Raw genomic sequence first — 16250 nt, forward strand, 5'->3', positions numbered from 1 at the left:
CGTCGGGCCGGTAGGTCCGGCCCGACGCTCCAACGGTCCCCCACCCCGCGACCACACAGCGTGAAGTCAGCGACGGAAGACGACGTCGCTGGGCGCCAGGTCACGCACCGAGCCGATCCCCATCTGCCGCAACGTCGTCACCAGCTCGGCCTGGTAGCGCGCCAGGACGTCGGCGACACCGTCGGCGCCGTCGGCGGCCAGGCCCCACATGACGGGGCGGCCGATGTGCACGGCCTTGGCGCCGAGCGCGAGCGCCGCCGCGGCCTGCGCGCCGCCGCGGATGCCGGAGTCGACGTGCACCTCCACCTCGGAACCGACCTCGGCGAGGATCTCGGGCAGCGCGTAGGCCGAGGTGACCGAGGCGCCCAGCCGGCGGCCGCCGTGGGTGGAGACGATGATCCCCTCGGCGCCGGCGTCGACGCAGCGGCGGGCGTCGCGGGCGGTGAGCACGCCCTTGCACAGCACCGGCAGTCCGGAGACCTCGGCGAGCCAGCCGATGGTGTCGGGGGTGAGGTCGAGCGCCATGTCGGTGTCGGGGCCGAACCGCTCGAGCTCGTCGGCGGTGAGGTTGGCGGTGCGGTTCTTGCGGTGGCTCTCGGGCCAGTTGCGCGGATCGATCGCGGGGATCTCCCGGCCCAGCGGTGTGGTGTCGACGGTGAGGATGAGCGCCCTGGCCTCGGCCGCGGCGGCGCGTTCGACGAGCAGGCGCGTCGCGTCGCGGTTGCGCGCGACGTAGACCTGGTACCACCAGGGGGCGCCCTGGGCGGCGATGTCGGCGAAGACCGCGCCGGTGTTGGTGGAGACCCCGAGCAGCGTGCCGGCCTTCGCCGCGCCCTGGGCGGTGAGCACCTCGCCCTCGGGGCGGGCACCGACCTGCTGGGCCATCGGGGCGACCAGGACCGGGGCGGCCACCGGCGTGCCGAGCACCTCGCTGGTCAGGTCCTGGGCGGAGGCGTCGCGCAGCACGGTGGGGCGCAGCCGGAAGGAGTTCCAGTCGGCGATGCCCTCGCGGTCGCAGGAACCGTCGCCCGCGTTGGAGTGGTAGTAGGCCGAGACGTAGTCCGGCAGCACGGCGTCGGCGCGGTGGGCGAGGTCCTCGATCCAGGTCACGGACCGTATCCTCGCCCACCGGCCGGGCCGTTCGGGACCGTCCGCCCGGTTTCCGGGGCCGAGGTCACGCGAACGGGCTCAGTTCAGCGCACGGGTGCCCTCCGGGATGCCCCCGCCGGCGTAGATGCCGCGGGCGGCGTCCTGCAGCGCGGTGAGCGCGACGCGCTGGGTCAGCGGGCCGTAGGTGATGCGCGCGACGCCGAGCTCGGCCAGGCGCGCCTGGTCGGGGACGCCGGGGAACCCGATGACCGACAGCTTCTGCGGGCCGAACGCGGCGACGAGCTGCTGGACGGCGTCCTCGTCCAGGGGGCCGGGCACGAAGACGCTGGTGGCGCCCGCCTGCAGGTAGGCCGTGCCGCGTTCGATCGCGTCGGGCAGCCAGACGTCGCGGCCGCGCTCGCCGCCCTTGGCCAGGGCGTCGGTGCGGGCGTTGAGGACGAACGGGACGCCCTCGGCCTGCCCGGCGGCCACGATCGCCTCGACGTTGGCCACGGACTCGGCCAGCGGGCGCAGCTGGTCCTCGACGTTGGCGCCCACGACGCCGACGCCGATGGCCTTGCGGGTGGTCTCCCCCGCGTCGCCGAAACCGCCGTCGAGGTCGGCGGACACCGGCAGGTCGCCGGCGGCGACGACGATGCGCTCGACGAGGGACAGCGCGAGGTCGAGCGGGATCTGCTCGCCGTCGCCGTAGCCGAAGGTGGAGGCGATGGAGTGCCCGGCGGTGGCCAGCGCCTTCGTCTGCGGTTCGGCCGCGACGACCGTGGCGGAGACGGCGTCCCAGACGTTGACGAGGACGAGGAGCTCGGGGTCCTCGTGCAGTTGCCGCAGCCGCGCGGCCTTCTCAGCGGAGTTCACCCTCCCGAACCTACCCCGGCGATCAAGGATTCGACGGCGACGATCAAGGATTCGACCGCTCGTCGACGGGTGCCGATTCCTTGATCGCCGGGGTGGGGGTCAGGCGGTGCGGCGCAGCAGGGCCACGTGCATCGCGTCGGTGCCGTGGGTGTGCGGCCACAGCTGCACGGCCTGGCCGGCCGCGGCGGCGGGCATCCCGGGAACGACCTGCTCCAGGACGGCGGGGGTGTCGAGGCGTTCGACCTCGACGCCCCGCCGGGCGGCGGCCTTGACCGCGTCGTCGACGACGAGACGGGTCTCGGACAGCACCGGCGAGCACGTGGCGTAGGCGACGACCCCGCCGGGGCGCACCGCGTCGAGGGCGGAGCCGAGCAGCGCGCGCTGCAGCGGCCCGAGCGCCCCGAGGTCGGCGGGGGTGCGGCGCCAGCGGGCCTCGGGCCGGCGGCGCAGCGCCCCCAGGCCCGTGCAGGGGGCGTCGACCAGGACGCGGTCGTACTCCCCCGGTTCGTCGGCGCCGACGTCGCGGCCGTCGGCGACCCGGACCTCGACCTCGCCCGGGACGGCGGCGAGGGACTGCCGGACGAGGTCGGCCCGGTGCGGGGCGACCTCGACGGCCGTCAGCCGCGCCCCGCGCTGGGCGCCCGTGGCGGCCAGCAGGGCGGCCTTGCCGCCGGGCCCGGCACACAGGTCCAGCCACTGCTCGTCCCGGCCCTCGAGGGAGGCGGCGGCCAGCAGCTGGGCCACGATCTGCGAGCCCTCGTCCTGGACGCGGGCCCGGCCCTGGCGGACGGCGGGCAGCTTGCCCGGATCACCGTGCACGACGTGCGCCGCCGTGGCCGACCACCGGCCGGTGCCGATCTCCAGGAAGGAGTCCCGCCCGACGAGGTCGTCGGGGGTCGACAGGCCCGGCAGCGCGGCGAGCGCGACGTGCGCGGGGGTGTTGTCGGCGTGCAGCAGCTCGGGCAGCTCGGCCGGGTCGTGGCCGTGGGCCCGCAGCGCCTCGCGCAGGCTGCGGACGACCCACTGCGGGTGCGAGTAGCGGACGGCGAGGTTCTCGTCCTCGACCTGCGAGGTCGCGACCTCGTCGATCCAGGTCTCCAGGTCGCGGCCGGCGGCGCTGCGCAGCACGGCGTTGACCAGCCCCGACGGCCCGCCGCCGACGACGTTGCGGGCCAGCGCGACGCTCGTGGCCACCGCGGCGTGGTCGGGCACCCGCATGGCCAGCAGCTGGTGCAGGCCCATCCGCAGGACGTCGAGCACGCCGGGGTCCAGCTCGGTGAACGGCCTGTCCACGATCGTGGCCAGCAGGGCGTCGTAGGTGCCCTGCCCGCGCAGCACGCCGTAGGCCAGCTCGGTCGCGAAGGCCGCGTCACGGCCGTTCAACTTCCTGGCGCGCAACAGCTTCGGCAGGACGAGGTTGGCGTAGGCGTCTTCGGTCGAGACGGCGTGCAGCACCTCGTAGGCGACCTTGCGCGAGGCGTCGACGCGGGTGTAACGGTCCTGCTTCACCCCGCGCCGCGGGGTGCTCACTCCGGGGATGGACCGACCAGTCACACGAACTCCTCTTCCGGCTCCGGCCGGATCCCGCGCGCCCAGTCGGTCGCGCCCATCGCCTTCTTGCCCGCGGCCTGGACGGTGCCCAACGCCACGGAGCCCTGCGCGGTCCCCACCAGGACGCGCTTCTTCTCGACCACGATCCGGCCTGCCGGGAGCTGCTCCGGCCCCGGCACGACGGGACCGACCTTGACCCGCTCACCGCGGAACGTCGTCCAGGCACCGGGGTCCGGCGTGCAGCCGCGGACCCGCCGGTCGACCTCGGCGGCGGTTGCGGTCCAGTCGATCCGGGCCTCCTCGACGGTGATCTTCGGGGCCAGGGTGACACCGACCTCCGGTTGCGGCGTCTTCACCGCGGTGCCGTCCTCGATCGCGTCGAGCACCCCCACCAGCAGGTCGGCGCCACGCACGGCGAGCCGGCCGAGCAGGTCGCCGGAGGTGTCGCTCGCCCCGACCGGTTCGGTCAGCGAGGCGTACACGGGCCCGGTGTCCAGCCCCTCCTCGAGTTCGAACACGGCGGCGCCGGTGACGTCGTCGCCGGCCATCACGGCGCGCTGCACGGGAGCGGCACCGCGCCAGGCGGGCAGCAGCGAGAAGTGCAGGTTCAGCCAGCCGAACCGCGGCACGTCCAGCGCCTCGCGCGGGACGAGCGCTCCGTAGGCCACGACGGGGCAGGCGTCCGGCTCCAGGGCCCGCAGCTGCTCCAGGAACTCCTCCCCCCGCGGCCGGACCGGTTGCAGGACGGGCAGCCCGACCTCGCGGGCACGCTGGGCGACGGGCGAGGCGACCTGCCGGCGGCCCCGCCCGGCGGCGGCGTCGGGCCGGGTCAGGACGGCGACGACCTCGTGACGGCTGGCCAGCAGCGCGTCGAGCGAGGCGAGCGCGACGTCGGGGGTTCCGGCGACGACGAGGCGCACTACCTCGCCTGACCGAACGTGGAGTGCGGGGACACCTTGACCTGCGGGACGTCCAGGCCCAGCCACTCGGCCTCGCGGACGGCCTTGAGCGCGAGCTTGCGCTGGGCCTTGTCGAGCCGGTCGATGAACAGGATCCCGTCCAGGTGGTCGGTCTCGTGCTGGATCGCGCGGGCCTTGAACTCCGAGCCGGTGACGGTGATCGGCTCGCCGTGCATGTCGAAGCCCTTGGCGACCACGTGCAGCGAGCGGCGGGTGTCGGCGACGATGCCGGGGAACGACAGGCAGCCCTCGTCGCCCTCCTGGCACTCGTCGGACAGCTCCAGGACGGGGTTGACCAGGTGCCCGAGCTCGCCGTCGGCGTGGTAGGTGAAGACCCGCAGCGAGACGCCGAGCTGGGGTGCGGCCAGCCCCGCCCCGGGGGCGGCGAGCATCGTCTCCTCGAGGTCCTTGACGAGCTGGCGCAGCTCCTTGTCGAAGGTGGTGACCTCCTGCGCGCGCTGGCGCAGGACGGGGTCCCCGAAGAGTCGGATCGGCTGGATCGCCACTGTGCTCCCTGGCAGGCGGTGCGGAACGGGCCGCTCAAGTGTAGGCCCGCTCCGCACGGCCACCCTGCGCCCCGCAGGGGGCGGGAGGGTCAGGCCTCGCGCTGCTTGGGCGAGCTGTCGTACGTCTTGGCCGGGTCGCGCTCGACGACGTCGCCCAGGACGGCGTCGATGCGCGCCAGGGCGTCGGCCGGGATCGTCACGCCGGCCGCGGCGGCGTTGTCGTGGACCTGCTCGGGCCGGGAGGCACCGATGATCGCGGTGGCCACGTTGTCGTTCTGCAGCACCCAGGCGACGGCGAGCTGGGCCATCGACAGGTTCAGGTCCGCGGCGACCGGCTTGAGCTCCTGCACGCGGGACAGCACGTCGTCGCGCATCCAGCGCTCGATCATCTTCGCGCCGCCCTTGGTGTCGGTCGCGCGCGACCCCTGCGGCGCCTGGCCACCGGGGGTGTACTTGCCGGTGAGCACGCCCTGGGCGATGGGCGACCAGACCACCTGCGAGACACCGAGTTCACGGGAGGCGGGCACGACCTCGCCCTCGATGACGCGCCACAGCATCGAGTACTGCGGCTGGTTGGAGATGAGCTGGATGCCGAGCTGCTGGGCCAGCGCGTGCCCGGCGCGCAGCTGGTCGGCGGTCCACTCGCTGACGCCGACGTAGAGCACCTTGCCGGCCCGCACGAGGTCGGCGAAGGCCTGCATCGTCTCCTCCAGCGGCGTCGCGTAGTCGTAGCGGTGCGCCTGGTAGAGGTCGATGTGGTCGGTGCCCAGCCGGCGCAGCGAGCCCTCGCAGGCCTCCAGGACGTGCTTGCGGGACAGGCCGGTGTCGTTGTGGCCCTTGGGGCCGATCGGCCCGAAGACCTTGGTGAGGATCTCCAGGGACTCGCGGCGCTGTCCCTTCAGCGCCGTGCCCAGGACGGTCTCGGCGGCGGTGTTGGCGTAGACGTCGGCGGTGTCGAAGGTGCTGATCCCGGCGTCGAGGGCGGCGTGCACGCAGGCGATCGCCGCCTCGTTCTCGACCTGGGAGCCGTGGGTGAGCCAGTTGCCGTAGGTGATCTCGCTGATCTTCAGGCCGGAGCGGCCGAGGTGTCGGAATTCCACGTCGCGATCCTTCACCCGCCGGCGGCGTCGCGCGATCGGTACCGGCGAGGAGGTGCCGGACGGCCCCCCAGACGGACGGAACGCCACGGCGCCGGTCGTGGAGTGAGGCGTGGGTGTCCGGAAGGCGGCGCCCGGACGACCGGGTCGGGACACCCACACCGTCCTCCACGTGGTGACACCGACGGGTGCGCCCTCGGGGAGCGCCTCACCCGATCTGCAGCGGGTCCACCCGCACCCGCACCGGCGGCAGCTTGCGCACGCTGCGGCCCGCGGTGACGTTCTTCACCGCGGCGGCCAGGGCCGCCGACTCCGACCGGGGCACCCGCACGACGCTGCGCACCATGGGCGCCCGCCCGGGGCGGTCGGGCACCGGCAGCGGGCCCAGGACGCGGGAGCCGGGCAGCGGCGGCAGCGCGGCGACGAACTCCTCCACGTCGGCGGCCACGCCGATGAGCCCGGCGAACCGGGCCGCGGGCGGCAGGTCGAGCTCGCGCCGGGAGGCCAGTTCGCGTTCGGCGTGCCCGGCCGGGTCCCAGCGCACCAGGGCCTGGGCCGGTGGGGCCTGCGGGTCGGCGACCAGCACGACGGCCCCGCCGGCCGAGGCCGGGCGCACCAGGGCCGCCGCGGCGGTCCACCGGCGGTAGGCCTCCTCGGCCGCGCGCAGGTCCGGCCGGGCCAGCAACGCCCAGCCGTCCAGCAGCAGCGCCGCGGCGTACCCCTGCGGCGCGACGGGTTCGGCGCCGGGGGTGGAGATGACCAGGGAGGGGGCGTCGGGGACGGTGTCCAGCACGTGCGACCCGCCGGAGGTCCGCACGTCGACGCCGGGGAAGGCCCGCCCGAGTTCCTCCGCGGTCCGGCGCGCGCCGGTGACGACGGCGCGGAACCGGGAGTCGCCGCAGTTGCCGCACGTCCAGTCGGTCGCCGGCCGCCCGCACCAGCGGCAGCCGGCCCGCTCTCCCGCGTCCGGCACCCCCAGCGGTCCGTGGCAGGAGGAGCAGCGCGCCGGTTCGCGGCAGGTCTGGCAGGCCAGCGTCGGCACGTACCCGGTCCGCGGCACCTGCACGAGGACCGGGCCGCGCTTGACGGCTTCGCGCAGCACCCGCCAGCCGTCGCTGGGCAGCCGGGCCGCGGCGGCCAGCGGGTCCTGGGCGTCGGGGCCGGACGTTCCGGCGATGGCGATGCGCGGCGACGTGGTGCGCACGACGTCGCGGGTGGCCAGGACGGGCCGGGCCCAGCCGGACTCCAGCAGCAGCTGCGTCTCGGCGGTGCGGGTCCAGCCGGCGAACAGCGCCGCCGCGCCGGTCTGCTCGGCGCGCAGGACCGCGACCTCACGGGCGTGCGGGTAGGGCGCGCGCTGGTCGGCGTGCGAGTCGTCACCGTCCTCCAGGACGGCGACGAGCCCGAGGTTGGGCAGCGGGGCGAACACCGCCGCCCGGGTGCCGGCGACGATCCGCGCGCGGCCGGTCAGCGCCTCGCAGAACGCCCGGTACCGCGGCGCCGGGCCCGTCTCGGCCTCCAGCCGCACGTGCCCCTCGGGCACGATCCGGTCCAGGGCGGCCGACAGCCGCTGCAGGTCGCGGTGGTCGGGCACGACGAGCAGTGCGGTGCGTCCGGAGGCGAGCGCCGCGCGGGCGGCCACGGCCAGCAGCGCGAACGGGTCGCTGCCGGGGGCGAAGGTCGCGACGGCCCGCGGGGAGGACCCGTCGCGGACGTGGGCCAGGAACGCCGGGCCGGCGCTGTGCCGTTCCCAGCCGTGCAGGTCCTGCCCCAGCACCACGCGTTCGTGGACGACGGGCGCGGCCTCGAGCACCTGCTCCTCGGCGGCGGCGTGCCGACCGGGGACCGCCAGCCGCACGACGTCGGACAGGGTCCCGGCGTACTGCGCCGCGACCCGCCGGCACAGCTCCAGCGTCGCGGGCGTGAGCACCGGCAGGCCGGAGACGACGCGGCGCAGCCGGGCGAGACGACCGGTGTGGTCGCTGGCGGCGAGGCGTTCCAGGACGTACCCCTCGGCGTCGGTCCCGGCGAACGGGACGCGCACCAGGCGCCCGGGCTCGGCGGTGTGCTCCATCGAGGCCGGCACCAGGTAGTCGAAGGGCCGGTCCAGGTGCGGCAGCTGCGAGCTGACGAGCACCCGGGCGACCGGGTCGGACTCGGTGACGTCCTCGAGCGCCTTCCGCCTGCGGGCCGGCTTCTTCGGAGCAGCGGGAACGCCCAGCCCCTCGAGCGTGGGCTGGGCGTCCGCCGCGTCCGAACCCAGGTCCGGCTCCAGGGTGCTCAGGCCCCGACGGCGGCGCGCAGCGCGTCGGCCCGGTCGGTGCGCTCCCAGGAGAACCCGGGCAGTTCCCGGCCGAAGTGGCCGTAGGCCGCGGTCGGTGCGTAGATCGGCTGCAGCAGGTCCAGGTCGCGCACGATCGCGGCCGGGCGCAGGTCGAAGACCTCGCGGATCGCGGCCTCGATGCGGCCGCGGGCGACCTTCTCGGTGCCGAACGTCTCGACGTACAGGCCGACCGGCTGGGCCTTGCCGATGGCGTAGGCGACCTGGACCTCGCAGCGCGAGGCGAGCCCGGCCGCGACGACGTTCTTGGCGACCCAGCGCATGGCGTACGCCGCGGAGCGGTCGACCTTGGAGGGGTCCTTGCCGGAGAACGCGCCACCACCGTGGCGGGACATCCCGCCGTAGGTGTCGACGATGATCTTGCGCCCGGTCAGGCCCGCGTCACCCATCGGCCCGCCGATCTCGAAGCGGCCGGTCGGGTTGACCAGCAGCCGGATGTCGGAGGTGTCGAGGTCGAGACCCTCCAGGACCGGCTCGATGACGTGCCGGCGCACGTCCGGGGTCAGCGTGTGGACCAGGTCCACGTCGGGTTCGTGCTGGGTGGACAGCACCACGGTGTCCAGGCTGACGGCCTTGTCGCCGTCGTAGCCGATGGTCACCTGGGTCTTGCCGTCGGGACGCAGGTAGGGGATCTCACCCTTCTTGCGGACCTCGGCCAGCCGCTGGGAGAGCTGGTGGGCCAGGTGGATCGGCAGCGGCATCAGCTCGGGGGTGTCGTCGCAGGCGTACCCGAACATCAGGCCTTGGTCGCCGGCACCCTGCAGGTCCAGCGGGTCCGCTCCGCCGCCGTCCTGGCGGTTCTCCCACGCCTCGTCGACGCCCTGGGCGATGTCCGGGGACTGCGAGCCGATGGAGACCTCGACCCCGCAGGTGCGGCCGTCGAAACCCTTGGCCGAGGAGTCGTACCCGATGCCCAGCAGCGTCTGGCGCACGATCGTGGGGATGTCGGCGTAGGCCTCGGTGGTCACCTCACCGGCGACGTGCACGAGCCCGGTGGTGACCATCGTCTCCACCGCGACGCGGCTGCGGGGGTCCTGCGCGAGCAGCGCGTCGAGGATCCCGTCGGAGATCTGGTCGCAGATCTTGTCCGGGTGCCCCTCGGTCACGGACTCCGAGGTGAACAGACGCAGCGGGGTGGTCACAGGGCTCCAGTCGTCAGCACAGCAGGTGGGGGCAGCATAGGCACGACCGCGTCCCACACCGCGTCGGCCACCACGTCCTTGCTCGCCTCGGGCACCTCGCGTTCGGTGCCGTCGCGGCCCAGGATCGTCACGGCGTTGGTCGCGGTGGCGAAACCCTTCGCCTCGCCGACCTCGTTGAGCACCAGCAGGTCGCAGCCCTTGCGGGCCAGCTTGGCCCGGCCGTGCTGCAGGACGGTCCCGCTCTCGTCGCCGGTCTCGGCGGCGAACCCGACCAGCACCGGGGAGGCACCCGTGCGCGCCCGCACGAGACCGGCCAGGACGTCGGGGTTGCGCTCCAGGACGACGACGGGGTCCTGGGCGGGGTCGTCGGTCTTCTTGATCTTGGCCTGCGAGCGCGCGGCGGGCCGGAAGTCGGCCACGGCCGCGGCCATCACGACGACGTCGGCGCCGGCGGCGAGCTTCGTCACCGCCTCAGCGAGCTCGGCCGCGGTCTGCACGGGCACGACGTCCACCCCGGCGGGGGTGGGGACCTCCACGTGCGCGGCCACCAGGGTCACCGACGCCCCCCGCGCGGCGGCGGCCGCGGCCAGGGCCACGCCCTGCCGGCCCGAGGAGCGGTTGCCCAGGAAGCGGACGGGGTCCAGCGGTTCACGGGTGCCGCCGGCGGAGACGACGACGCGACGGCCGGCCAGGTCGTACGAGCGCGCCCCCGACCCCAGCAGACGGCGGCAGGCCGCGGCGATGTCGGCCGGTTCGGGCATCCGCCCGGGACCGGAGTCGGCTCCGGTCAGCCGCCCCGACGCCGGTTCCAGCACGGTGACCCCCCGCGCGCGCAGCAGCGCGACGTTGGCCTGCACCGCGGCGTTCAGCCACATCTCGGTGTGCATCGCGGGGACGAGCAGCACGGGGCAGGTGGCCGTCAGCAGGACGTTGGTCAGCAGGTCGTCGGCCAGGCCGTGCGCGGCGCGGGCCAGCAGGTCCGCGGTCGCGGGGGCGACCACGACGAGGTCGGCGTACCGGCCCAGCCGCACGTGGGGGACGTCCTGCACGTGCGACCAGACGTCGGTGGCGACGGGGTGACCCGACAGGGCCTCCCAGGTCGCGCGGCCGACGAAGTGCTCCGAGGCGGCCGTGGGCACGACGGTGACGTCGTGGCCGGACTCGGTCAGGTCGCGCAGCAGCAGCGCCGCCTTGTAGGCGGCGATCCCGCCCGCGACCCCCAGGACGACGCGCGGCCGATCCTGAAGGCCGTGGGCGGAGGTGCTCACTGCTCGATGGGCTCCGAGGTCAGCAGACCCTCGTTGATCTCGCGCATGGCCACCGACAGGGCCTTCTCCTGCACGTGGGTCTCCACCAGCGGGCCGACGTACTCCAGCAGACCCTCGCCGAGCTGGGAGTAGTACGCGTTGATCTGGCGGGCGCGCTTGGCCGCGTAGATCACCAGGGCGTACTTGGAGTCGGCGGCCGTCAGCAGGTCGTCGATGGGCGGGTTGGTGATGCCCTCGGGCGCCGCGACGGTTCCAGCCACGATTCTTCTCCTCGTTTCGAAAGCAGCCCGTCAGCTGACGGGCAGACCCATCCATCTTACGAGCTCGTCCGTCGCCCGCTGCACGTCGTCGTTGTAGATCGTGACGTCGAACTCCGGCTCGGCCGCCAGCTCGACCTTCGCGGTCGCCAGGCGGCGCTCGCGCTCCTCCTCGGTCTCGGTGCCGCGGCCGACGAGCCGGCGGACCAGTTCCTCCCAGCTGGGTGGGGCGAGGAAGACGAAACCGGCCTCGAAGTCGGCCGTGGCCATGGCCTGCCGGACCTGGCGTGCACCGGCGAGGTCGATCTCCAGCAGCGCGGGGCGTCCGGAGGCCAGGACCTCCTCGACGGGCCCGCGCGGGGTGCCGTAGCGGTGCCTGCCGTGCACGCGCGCCCACTCCAGCAGCTGGCCGTCGCGGACGTAGGAGTCGAACGTCTCCTCGGAGACGAAGTGGTAGTGCACCCCGTCCACCTCGCCCGGGCGCTGGGCCCTCGTGGTGCAGGACACCGAGATCCAGATCTGCGGGTACCGGGCCCGCAGGTCGGCCGAGACGGTGCCCTTGCCGACCGCGGTGGGGCCGGCCAGGACGGTCAAGCGGTTGGTGCTGGACTGCTGGACGTTCAGGACTCGCTCCCGGTCCCGTTGGCGCCGCCGAAGCGGTCGACGAGCGCGGCGATCTGGTGGGCCCCCAGGCCCCGGACGCGCCGGGACTCGGAGATGCCGATCTCCTCCATGATCTGCTTGGCGCGGACCTTGCCCACGTTCGGCAGGGACTCCAGGAGGGCGGAGACCTTCATCTTGCCGAGGACCTCGTTCTCCTGGCCCTCCTTGATGACCTCCTCGAGGCTGCCGCCGGTGTACTTCAGGCGGTGCTTGACCTCGGCACGCTCCCGCCGGGCCGCGGCCGCCTTCTCCAGAGCAGCGGCGCGCTGTTCGGCGGTCAGGGGAGGCAGTGCCACTTCATCACCTCAGGTCGTCTGCTCTTCAACGTGGGAACGCGCGGTGCCGTGAACCTATCCACCCTGGTCACGGGGCTGCAACGGCGGGGTCGCCACCCCCGCTCTGCGCGGTGGTCGCGCGGGGAGCGATGCGGCCGGCCTCGATGTCCTCGGCGAAGTGGCACGCCACCTTCTGCGCCGGCGGGTGCCCCGGCACGACCCGCAGCTGCGGGCGCTCGTCGTGGCAGCGCGTGGGCTGCACCCACGGGCACCGGGTCCGGAACCGGCAGCCCGACGGCGGGTTCGCCGGGCTCGGCAGGTCGCCGGACAGCAGGATCCGCTCGCGCCGGGCCTCGGCCACCGGGTCCGGCACGGGGGCCGCCGACAGCAGCGCCCGGGTGTACGGGTGCAGCGGCCGGGCGTACAGCTCCTCGCTGGGCCCCTCCTCGACGATCCCCCCGAGGTACATCACCCCCACGGTCGTGGAGACGTGCTTGACCACGGCCAGGTCGTGCGCGATGACGAGGTAGGTCAGCCCGAGGTCGCGCTGCAGTTCCTCCAGCAGCACCAGCACCTGGGCCTGCACCGACACGTCGAGGGCCGAGACGGGTTCGTCGGCCACCAGCAGGTCGGGGTCCAGGACCAGGGCGCGGGCGATCCCCACGCGCTGGCGCTGCCCGCCGGAGAACTCGTGCGGGTACTTCGAGGCCGCGTTCGCCGGCAGCCCGACCCGGTCGAGCAGACCGCGCACCCGCGTGCGCCAGGCCGACGGCCCGCCCTCGGCGCGGTGCACGGCCAGCGGTTCGAGCAGGGCGCTCTCCACCGTCTGCCGCGGGTCCAGGCTGGCCAGCGGGTCCTGGAACACCATCTGCATCCGCCGGCGTTCGCGGCGCAACTCCTCCGGTCCCAGGGCCAGCAGGTCGCGGCCGGCGACGTGGACCGAGCCGCCGGTGGGTTCGGCCAGCCGCAGCACGGCCCGTCCCAGCGTCGACTTCCCGCAGCCGGACTCGCCGACGAGGCCGTAGGTGGTTCCGCGGGGGACGTCGAGGGAAACCCCGTCGACGGCCTTCACCGCCCCGACCGTGCGCTGCAGGATCCCCGAGCGGATGGGGTAGTGCACCTGCAGGTCGCGCACCGACAACAACGCCTCGTTCACGCCCCGACTCCTCGTTCGGCGGGGTGGACGCAGCGCGCCGCGTGCCCGTCACCGGGCCGCGAACCGTCCAGCGCGATCTCCCCGCTGCGGCAGCTCTGGTCCGCGAACCCGCACCGCGGCGAGAACGCGCACCCCTGAGCCCACGGCAGCAGGTCCCGCACCGATCCGGGAACCGGTTGCAGCGCAGTGCCCTGCGGCGCGTCGACGCGCGGGACGGCGGCCAGCAACCCGGTCGTGTACCGGTGCCGGGGTTGCGCGAACAACTCCGCCTTCCCCGCCCGTTCCACGACCCGGCCGGCGTACAGGACGTTCACCCGGTCGCAGGTCGCGGCCACGACGCCCAGGTCGTGGGTGATGAGGACCATCGCCGTGCCCGACTCGCGGACCAGGGTGGTCAGCAGGTCCAGCACCTGCGCCTGGATCGTCACGTCCAGGGCCGTGGTGGGTTCGTCGGCGATGATCAGCCGCGGCGAGCAGGCCAGCGCGATGGCGATCAGGACGCGCTGGCGCATCCCGCCGGACAGCTGGTGCGGGTACTCCCCCACCCGCCGGCGCGGGTCGGGGATGCCGACCCGGCCCAAGAGGTCGACGGCCTCCCTGGCCGCCGCGGCGCGGCTGAGCCCGGTGTGCGTGCGCAGCACCTCGGTGAGTTGCCGGCCCAGCGTCAGGACCGGGTTCAGCGAGGTCATCGGGTCCTGGAACACCATCGCCAGGTCCCGGCCGCGACGCTGCGCCAGCTGACCGGGTGACAGCGTCAGCAGGTCGGTCCCGTCGAAGCGCACCGACCCGCTGACCTCGGTACCCCGCGTGGGCAGCAACCCCATGACGGCCAGCGACGTGACGGACTTGCCGCAGCCGGACTCCCCGACCAGCCCCACGACCTCGCCGGCGTCGACGGAGAACGAGACACCGTCGACGGCCGTGGTGGTCGGGCCGCCCTTGCGGGAGAACCTGACGCGCAGGTCCTCCACCTCCAGCAGGCTCATCGCGAACTCATCTCGAACTCATCTCGAACTCCGGGGGTCCAGGGCCTCGCGCAGCGCCTCACCGAGCAGGGTGAAACCCAGGGCGGTGATCGCGATCGCGAGGCCGGGGTACAGCGCCAGGTGCGGCGCCTGGTCGAGCCGGTCCTGGGCGGTGACGAGCATCCGGCCCCACTCGGCCACGGCCGGGTCGGGGTCGCCCAGGCCCAGGAAGCTGAGGGCGGCGACCTCGATGACGGCCGTGGCCAGCGTCAGCGTCGCCTGCACCAGGACCGGCCCCAGCGAGTTCGGCAGCATGTGGCCCACGACGATCCGCCGTTGGCGCAGCCCCAGCGACTTCAGCGCCACGACGTAGTCCTGACCGCGCTGGGCCAGCAGCGAGGCGCGCAGCAGGCGCGCGAAGATCGGCACCTGCGCGGCGGAGATCGCCAGCATGATCGACAGGGAGCTGCGCCCCAGCAGGGCGGCCACCGACACCGCCAGCAGCAGTGCGGGGATGGACAGCAGGACGTCGACGATCCGCATGACGATCGTGTCGACCCTGCCGCCGATCCCGCCGGCCAGGACGCCCAGCAGCGCCCCGGCGGCCAGCCCCACCGCGGTGGAGACGACGCCGATGACCAGCGAGGAGCGGGCCCCGTACACGAGCTGGGTCAGCAGGTCCGAGCCGAAGGAGTCCAGCCCCAGCGGGTGCTCGTCGCTGGGCCCGGGAACGCTCGTGGGGGTGACCTGGCCGAACCACTCCGAGGTGGCCGGCCGGTAGGGCGCCAGCAGCGGGGCGAGTACCGCGACGAGGACGAACGCCAGCACGATGACCGCGCCCACGATGCCGGCGGGGTTGCGCCGCAACCGCCGCCACGCCGCGTGCCACGGCCCGACGCCGGCCTCCCCGGTGACCTCCGCGGAGGGTTGCGGCGTCATGGCTTCCAGCGCACTCACGACAACACCTGCTCACTCGTCACGGCGCCCGGGGCAGCGCCTCCACGATGCGCCGCGCAGCGACGGGGTCTGGAGCCGGCGCCCAGCGCCGGACGCGTCGCGTCCCTCCAGGCGCTGCCGCGCCGTTCCTCGATCACGAAACCCTCACCCTCGGGTCGATGAACCCGTAGCTCACGTCCACCACGAGGTTGACCAGCGCGTACACCACGGCGATGAACAGGATGAACCCCTGCAGCACCGGGTAGTCCAGCTGGCTCACCGCGTCGAACAGGTAGCTGCCGATCCCGTTGATGGAGAACACCGTCTCGGTCAGCACCGCACCCGACAGCAGCGCCCCGGCCTGCAGGCCCAGCGTCGTCGAGACCGGCAGCAGCGCGTTGCGCAGCACGTGCCGGCGGCTGATGACCCCGCGCCCCAGCCCCTTCGCCCGCGCCGTGCGGACGTGGTCGTCCGAGAGCACGTCCAGCACCGAGGCGCGGGTGATGCGCACGACGATGGCCAGCGGGATGGAACCCAGCGCCAGCGCCGGCAGCACCAGGTGCACCAGCGCGTCCCAGCTGGCGTCCCACTCGCGCGTCAGCAACCCGTCCAGGACGTAGAAGTTCGTCACGTGCGTGGCGTCGATCCGCGCGTCCTGCCGGCCGGAGGTGGGGAACCAGCCGAGCTGGATCGCCAGGACGTACTTGAGGACGACCGCCAGGAAGAACACCGGGACGACGACGCCGAGCAGCGACCAGCCGACGACGACGTGGTCCAGCCACCCGCCGCGCCGACGGGCCGCGAGGTAGCCCAGCGGGATGCCGAGCGCGACGGCCAGGAGCAAGGCGGCCAGGGCCAGTTCGATCGTCGCCGGGAACCGTTCGGTGAACGTGGACAGGACGGGTTCCCCGGTGTTGATGGAGGCGCCGAAGTCGCCGTGCAGCAACTGCCCGAGGTAGGTCACGTACTGCTGCCAGACCGGCTGGTCGAACCCGTAGCGCTCGTTGACCGCCGCGATGCCGGCCGGGGTCGCCTTCTCCCCCAGCAGCGCCCGGGCCGGGTCGCCGGGCAGGGCCCGGACCCAGGCGAACAGCAGCAGCGACAACCCGAACAGCACGACGACCAGCAGGCCGAGGCGGCGCACGACGAGCGTCAGCACGCCGCCCCCT

The 16250-nt window shown here is 74.1% G+C and carries 16 protein-coding genes; all 16 read right to left on the reverse strand.

From position 1 onward, the window contains the following. Positions 1-66: 66 nt before the first annotated feature. A complete protein-coding gene (locus ACRYR2_RS22985) occupies positions 67-1110 on the reverse strand; it encodes an alpha-hydroxy acid oxidase (protein ID WP_432565222.1) in 1044 nt (347 codons plus the stop codon). A gap of 78 nt (positions 1111-1188) precedes the next feature. Then, the gene (locus ACRYR2_RS22990) at positions 1189-1965 is read right to left on the reverse strand and encodes an isocitrate lyase/PEP mutase family protein (protein ID WP_432565223.1); all 777 of its coding nucleotides are present in this window, start codon (positions 1963-1965) and stop codon (positions 1189-1191) included. A 99-nt stretch (positions 1966-2064) separates the two neighbouring features. Beyond that, positions 2065-3519: an RsmB/NOP family class I SAM-dependent RNA methyltransferase gene (locus ACRYR2_RS22995; protein WP_432565224.1), complete on the reverse strand. Its 1455-nt coding sequence runs from the start codon at positions 3517-3519 to the stop codon at positions 2065-2067. Further along, the gene (gene fmt / locus ACRYR2_RS23000) at positions 3516-4436 is read right to left on the reverse strand and encodes a methionyl-tRNA formyltransferase (protein WP_432565225.1); all 921 of its coding nucleotides are present in this window, start codon (positions 4434-4436) and stop codon (positions 3516-3518) included. Before fmt ends, ACRYR2_RS22995 begins: the two co-directional genes overlap by 4 nt. Beyond that, the gene (gene def, locus ACRYR2_RS23005; protein ID WP_432565226.1) at positions 4436-4981 is read right to left on the reverse strand and encodes a peptide deformylase; all 546 of its coding nucleotides are present in this window, start codon (positions 4979-4981) and stop codon (positions 4436-4438) included. The genes fmt and def overlap by 1 nt, the downstream gene beginning before the upstream one ends. An 89-nt stretch (positions 4982-5070) precedes the next feature. Further along, positions 5071-6081 carry an aldo/keto reductase family protein gene (locus ACRYR2_RS23010; protein WP_432565227.1) on the reverse strand — a complete coding sequence of 337 codons (1011 nt, stop codon included), beginning with the start codon at positions 6079-6081 and terminating at the stop codon, positions 5071-5073. Positions 6082-6286: 205 nt separating this feature from the next. After that, a complete protein-coding gene (locus ACRYR2_RS23015; RefSeq protein ID WP_432565228.1) occupies positions 6287-8215 on the reverse strand; it encodes a primosomal protein N' in 1929 nt (642 codons plus the stop codon). Positions 8216-8358: 143 nt separating this feature from the next. Next, complete coding sequence (gene metK, locus ACRYR2_RS23020; protein ID WP_432565229.1) at positions 8359-9561, reverse strand: methionine adenosyltransferase; 1203 nt, start codon at positions 9559-9561, stop codon at positions 8359-8361. After that, the gene (gene coaBC, locus ACRYR2_RS23025; RefSeq protein ID WP_432565230.1) at positions 9558-10829 is read right to left on the reverse strand and encodes a bifunctional phosphopantothenoylcysteine decarboxylase/phosphopantothenate--cysteine ligase CoaBC; all 1272 of its coding nucleotides are present in this window, start codon (positions 10827-10829) and stop codon (positions 9558-9560) included. Before coaBC ends, metK begins: the two co-directional genes overlap by 4 nt. Further along, positions 10826-11089 (reverse strand): DNA-directed RNA polymerase subunit omega, encoded by a 264-nt coding sequence (rpoZ, locus tag ACRYR2_RS23030; protein ID WP_432565231.1) that lies wholly within the window; start codon positions 11087-11089, stop codon positions 10826-10828. The genes coaBC and rpoZ overlap by 4 nt, the downstream gene beginning before the upstream one ends. A 30-nt stretch (positions 11090-11119) precedes the next feature. Next, complete coding sequence (gmk, locus tag ACRYR2_RS23035) at positions 11120-11680, reverse strand: guanylate kinase (RefSeq protein ID WP_432565232.1); 561 nt, start codon at positions 11678-11680, stop codon at positions 11120-11122. Positions 11681-11706: 26 nt separating this feature from the next. Further along, a complete protein-coding gene (gene mihF, locus ACRYR2_RS23040; protein WP_432565233.1) occupies positions 11707-12045 on the reverse strand; it encodes an integration host factor, actinobacterial type in 339 nt (112 codons plus the stop codon). Positions 12046-12112: 67 nt separating this feature from the next. Continuing rightward, positions 12113-13180, reverse strand: a complete 1068-nt coding sequence (locus ACRYR2_RS23045) for an ABC transporter ATP-binding protein (protein WP_432565234.1) — start codon at positions 13178-13180, stop codon at positions 12113-12115. Continuing rightward, complete coding sequence (locus ACRYR2_RS23050; protein WP_432565235.1) at positions 13177-14166, reverse strand: ABC transporter ATP-binding protein; 990 nt, start codon at positions 14164-14166, stop codon at positions 13177-13179. The genes ACRYR2_RS23045 and ACRYR2_RS23050 overlap by 4 nt, the downstream gene beginning before the upstream one ends. Before the next feature lie 18 nt (positions 14167-14184). Next, positions 14185-15102 (reverse strand): ABC transporter permease, encoded by a 918-nt coding sequence (locus tag ACRYR2_RS23055; protein ID WP_432565236.1) that lies wholly within the window; start codon positions 15100-15102, stop codon positions 14185-14187. Between the two features lie 133 nt (positions 15103-15235). Continuing rightward, positions 15236-16240 carry an ABC transporter permease gene (locus ACRYR2_RS23060; RefSeq protein ID WP_432565237.1) on the reverse strand — a complete coding sequence of 335 codons (1005 nt, stop codon included), beginning with the start codon at positions 16238-16240 and terminating at the stop codon, positions 15236-15238. Positions 16241-16250 lie beyond the last annotated feature (10 nt).

Origin of the sequence: Kineococcus deserti (assembly GCF_050871945.1) — a bacterium.
Classification (GTDB): domain Bacteria; phylum Actinomycetota; class Actinomycetes; order Actinomycetales; family Kineococcaceae; genus Kineococcus.

Bases quoted from the DNA above. Each gene is read 5' to 3' on its own strand.
- ACRYR2_RS23050 (WP_432565235.1), bottom strand. From the start codon at position 14,166: ATGAGCCTGCTGGAGGTGGAGGACCTGCGCGTCAGGTTCTCCCGCAAG.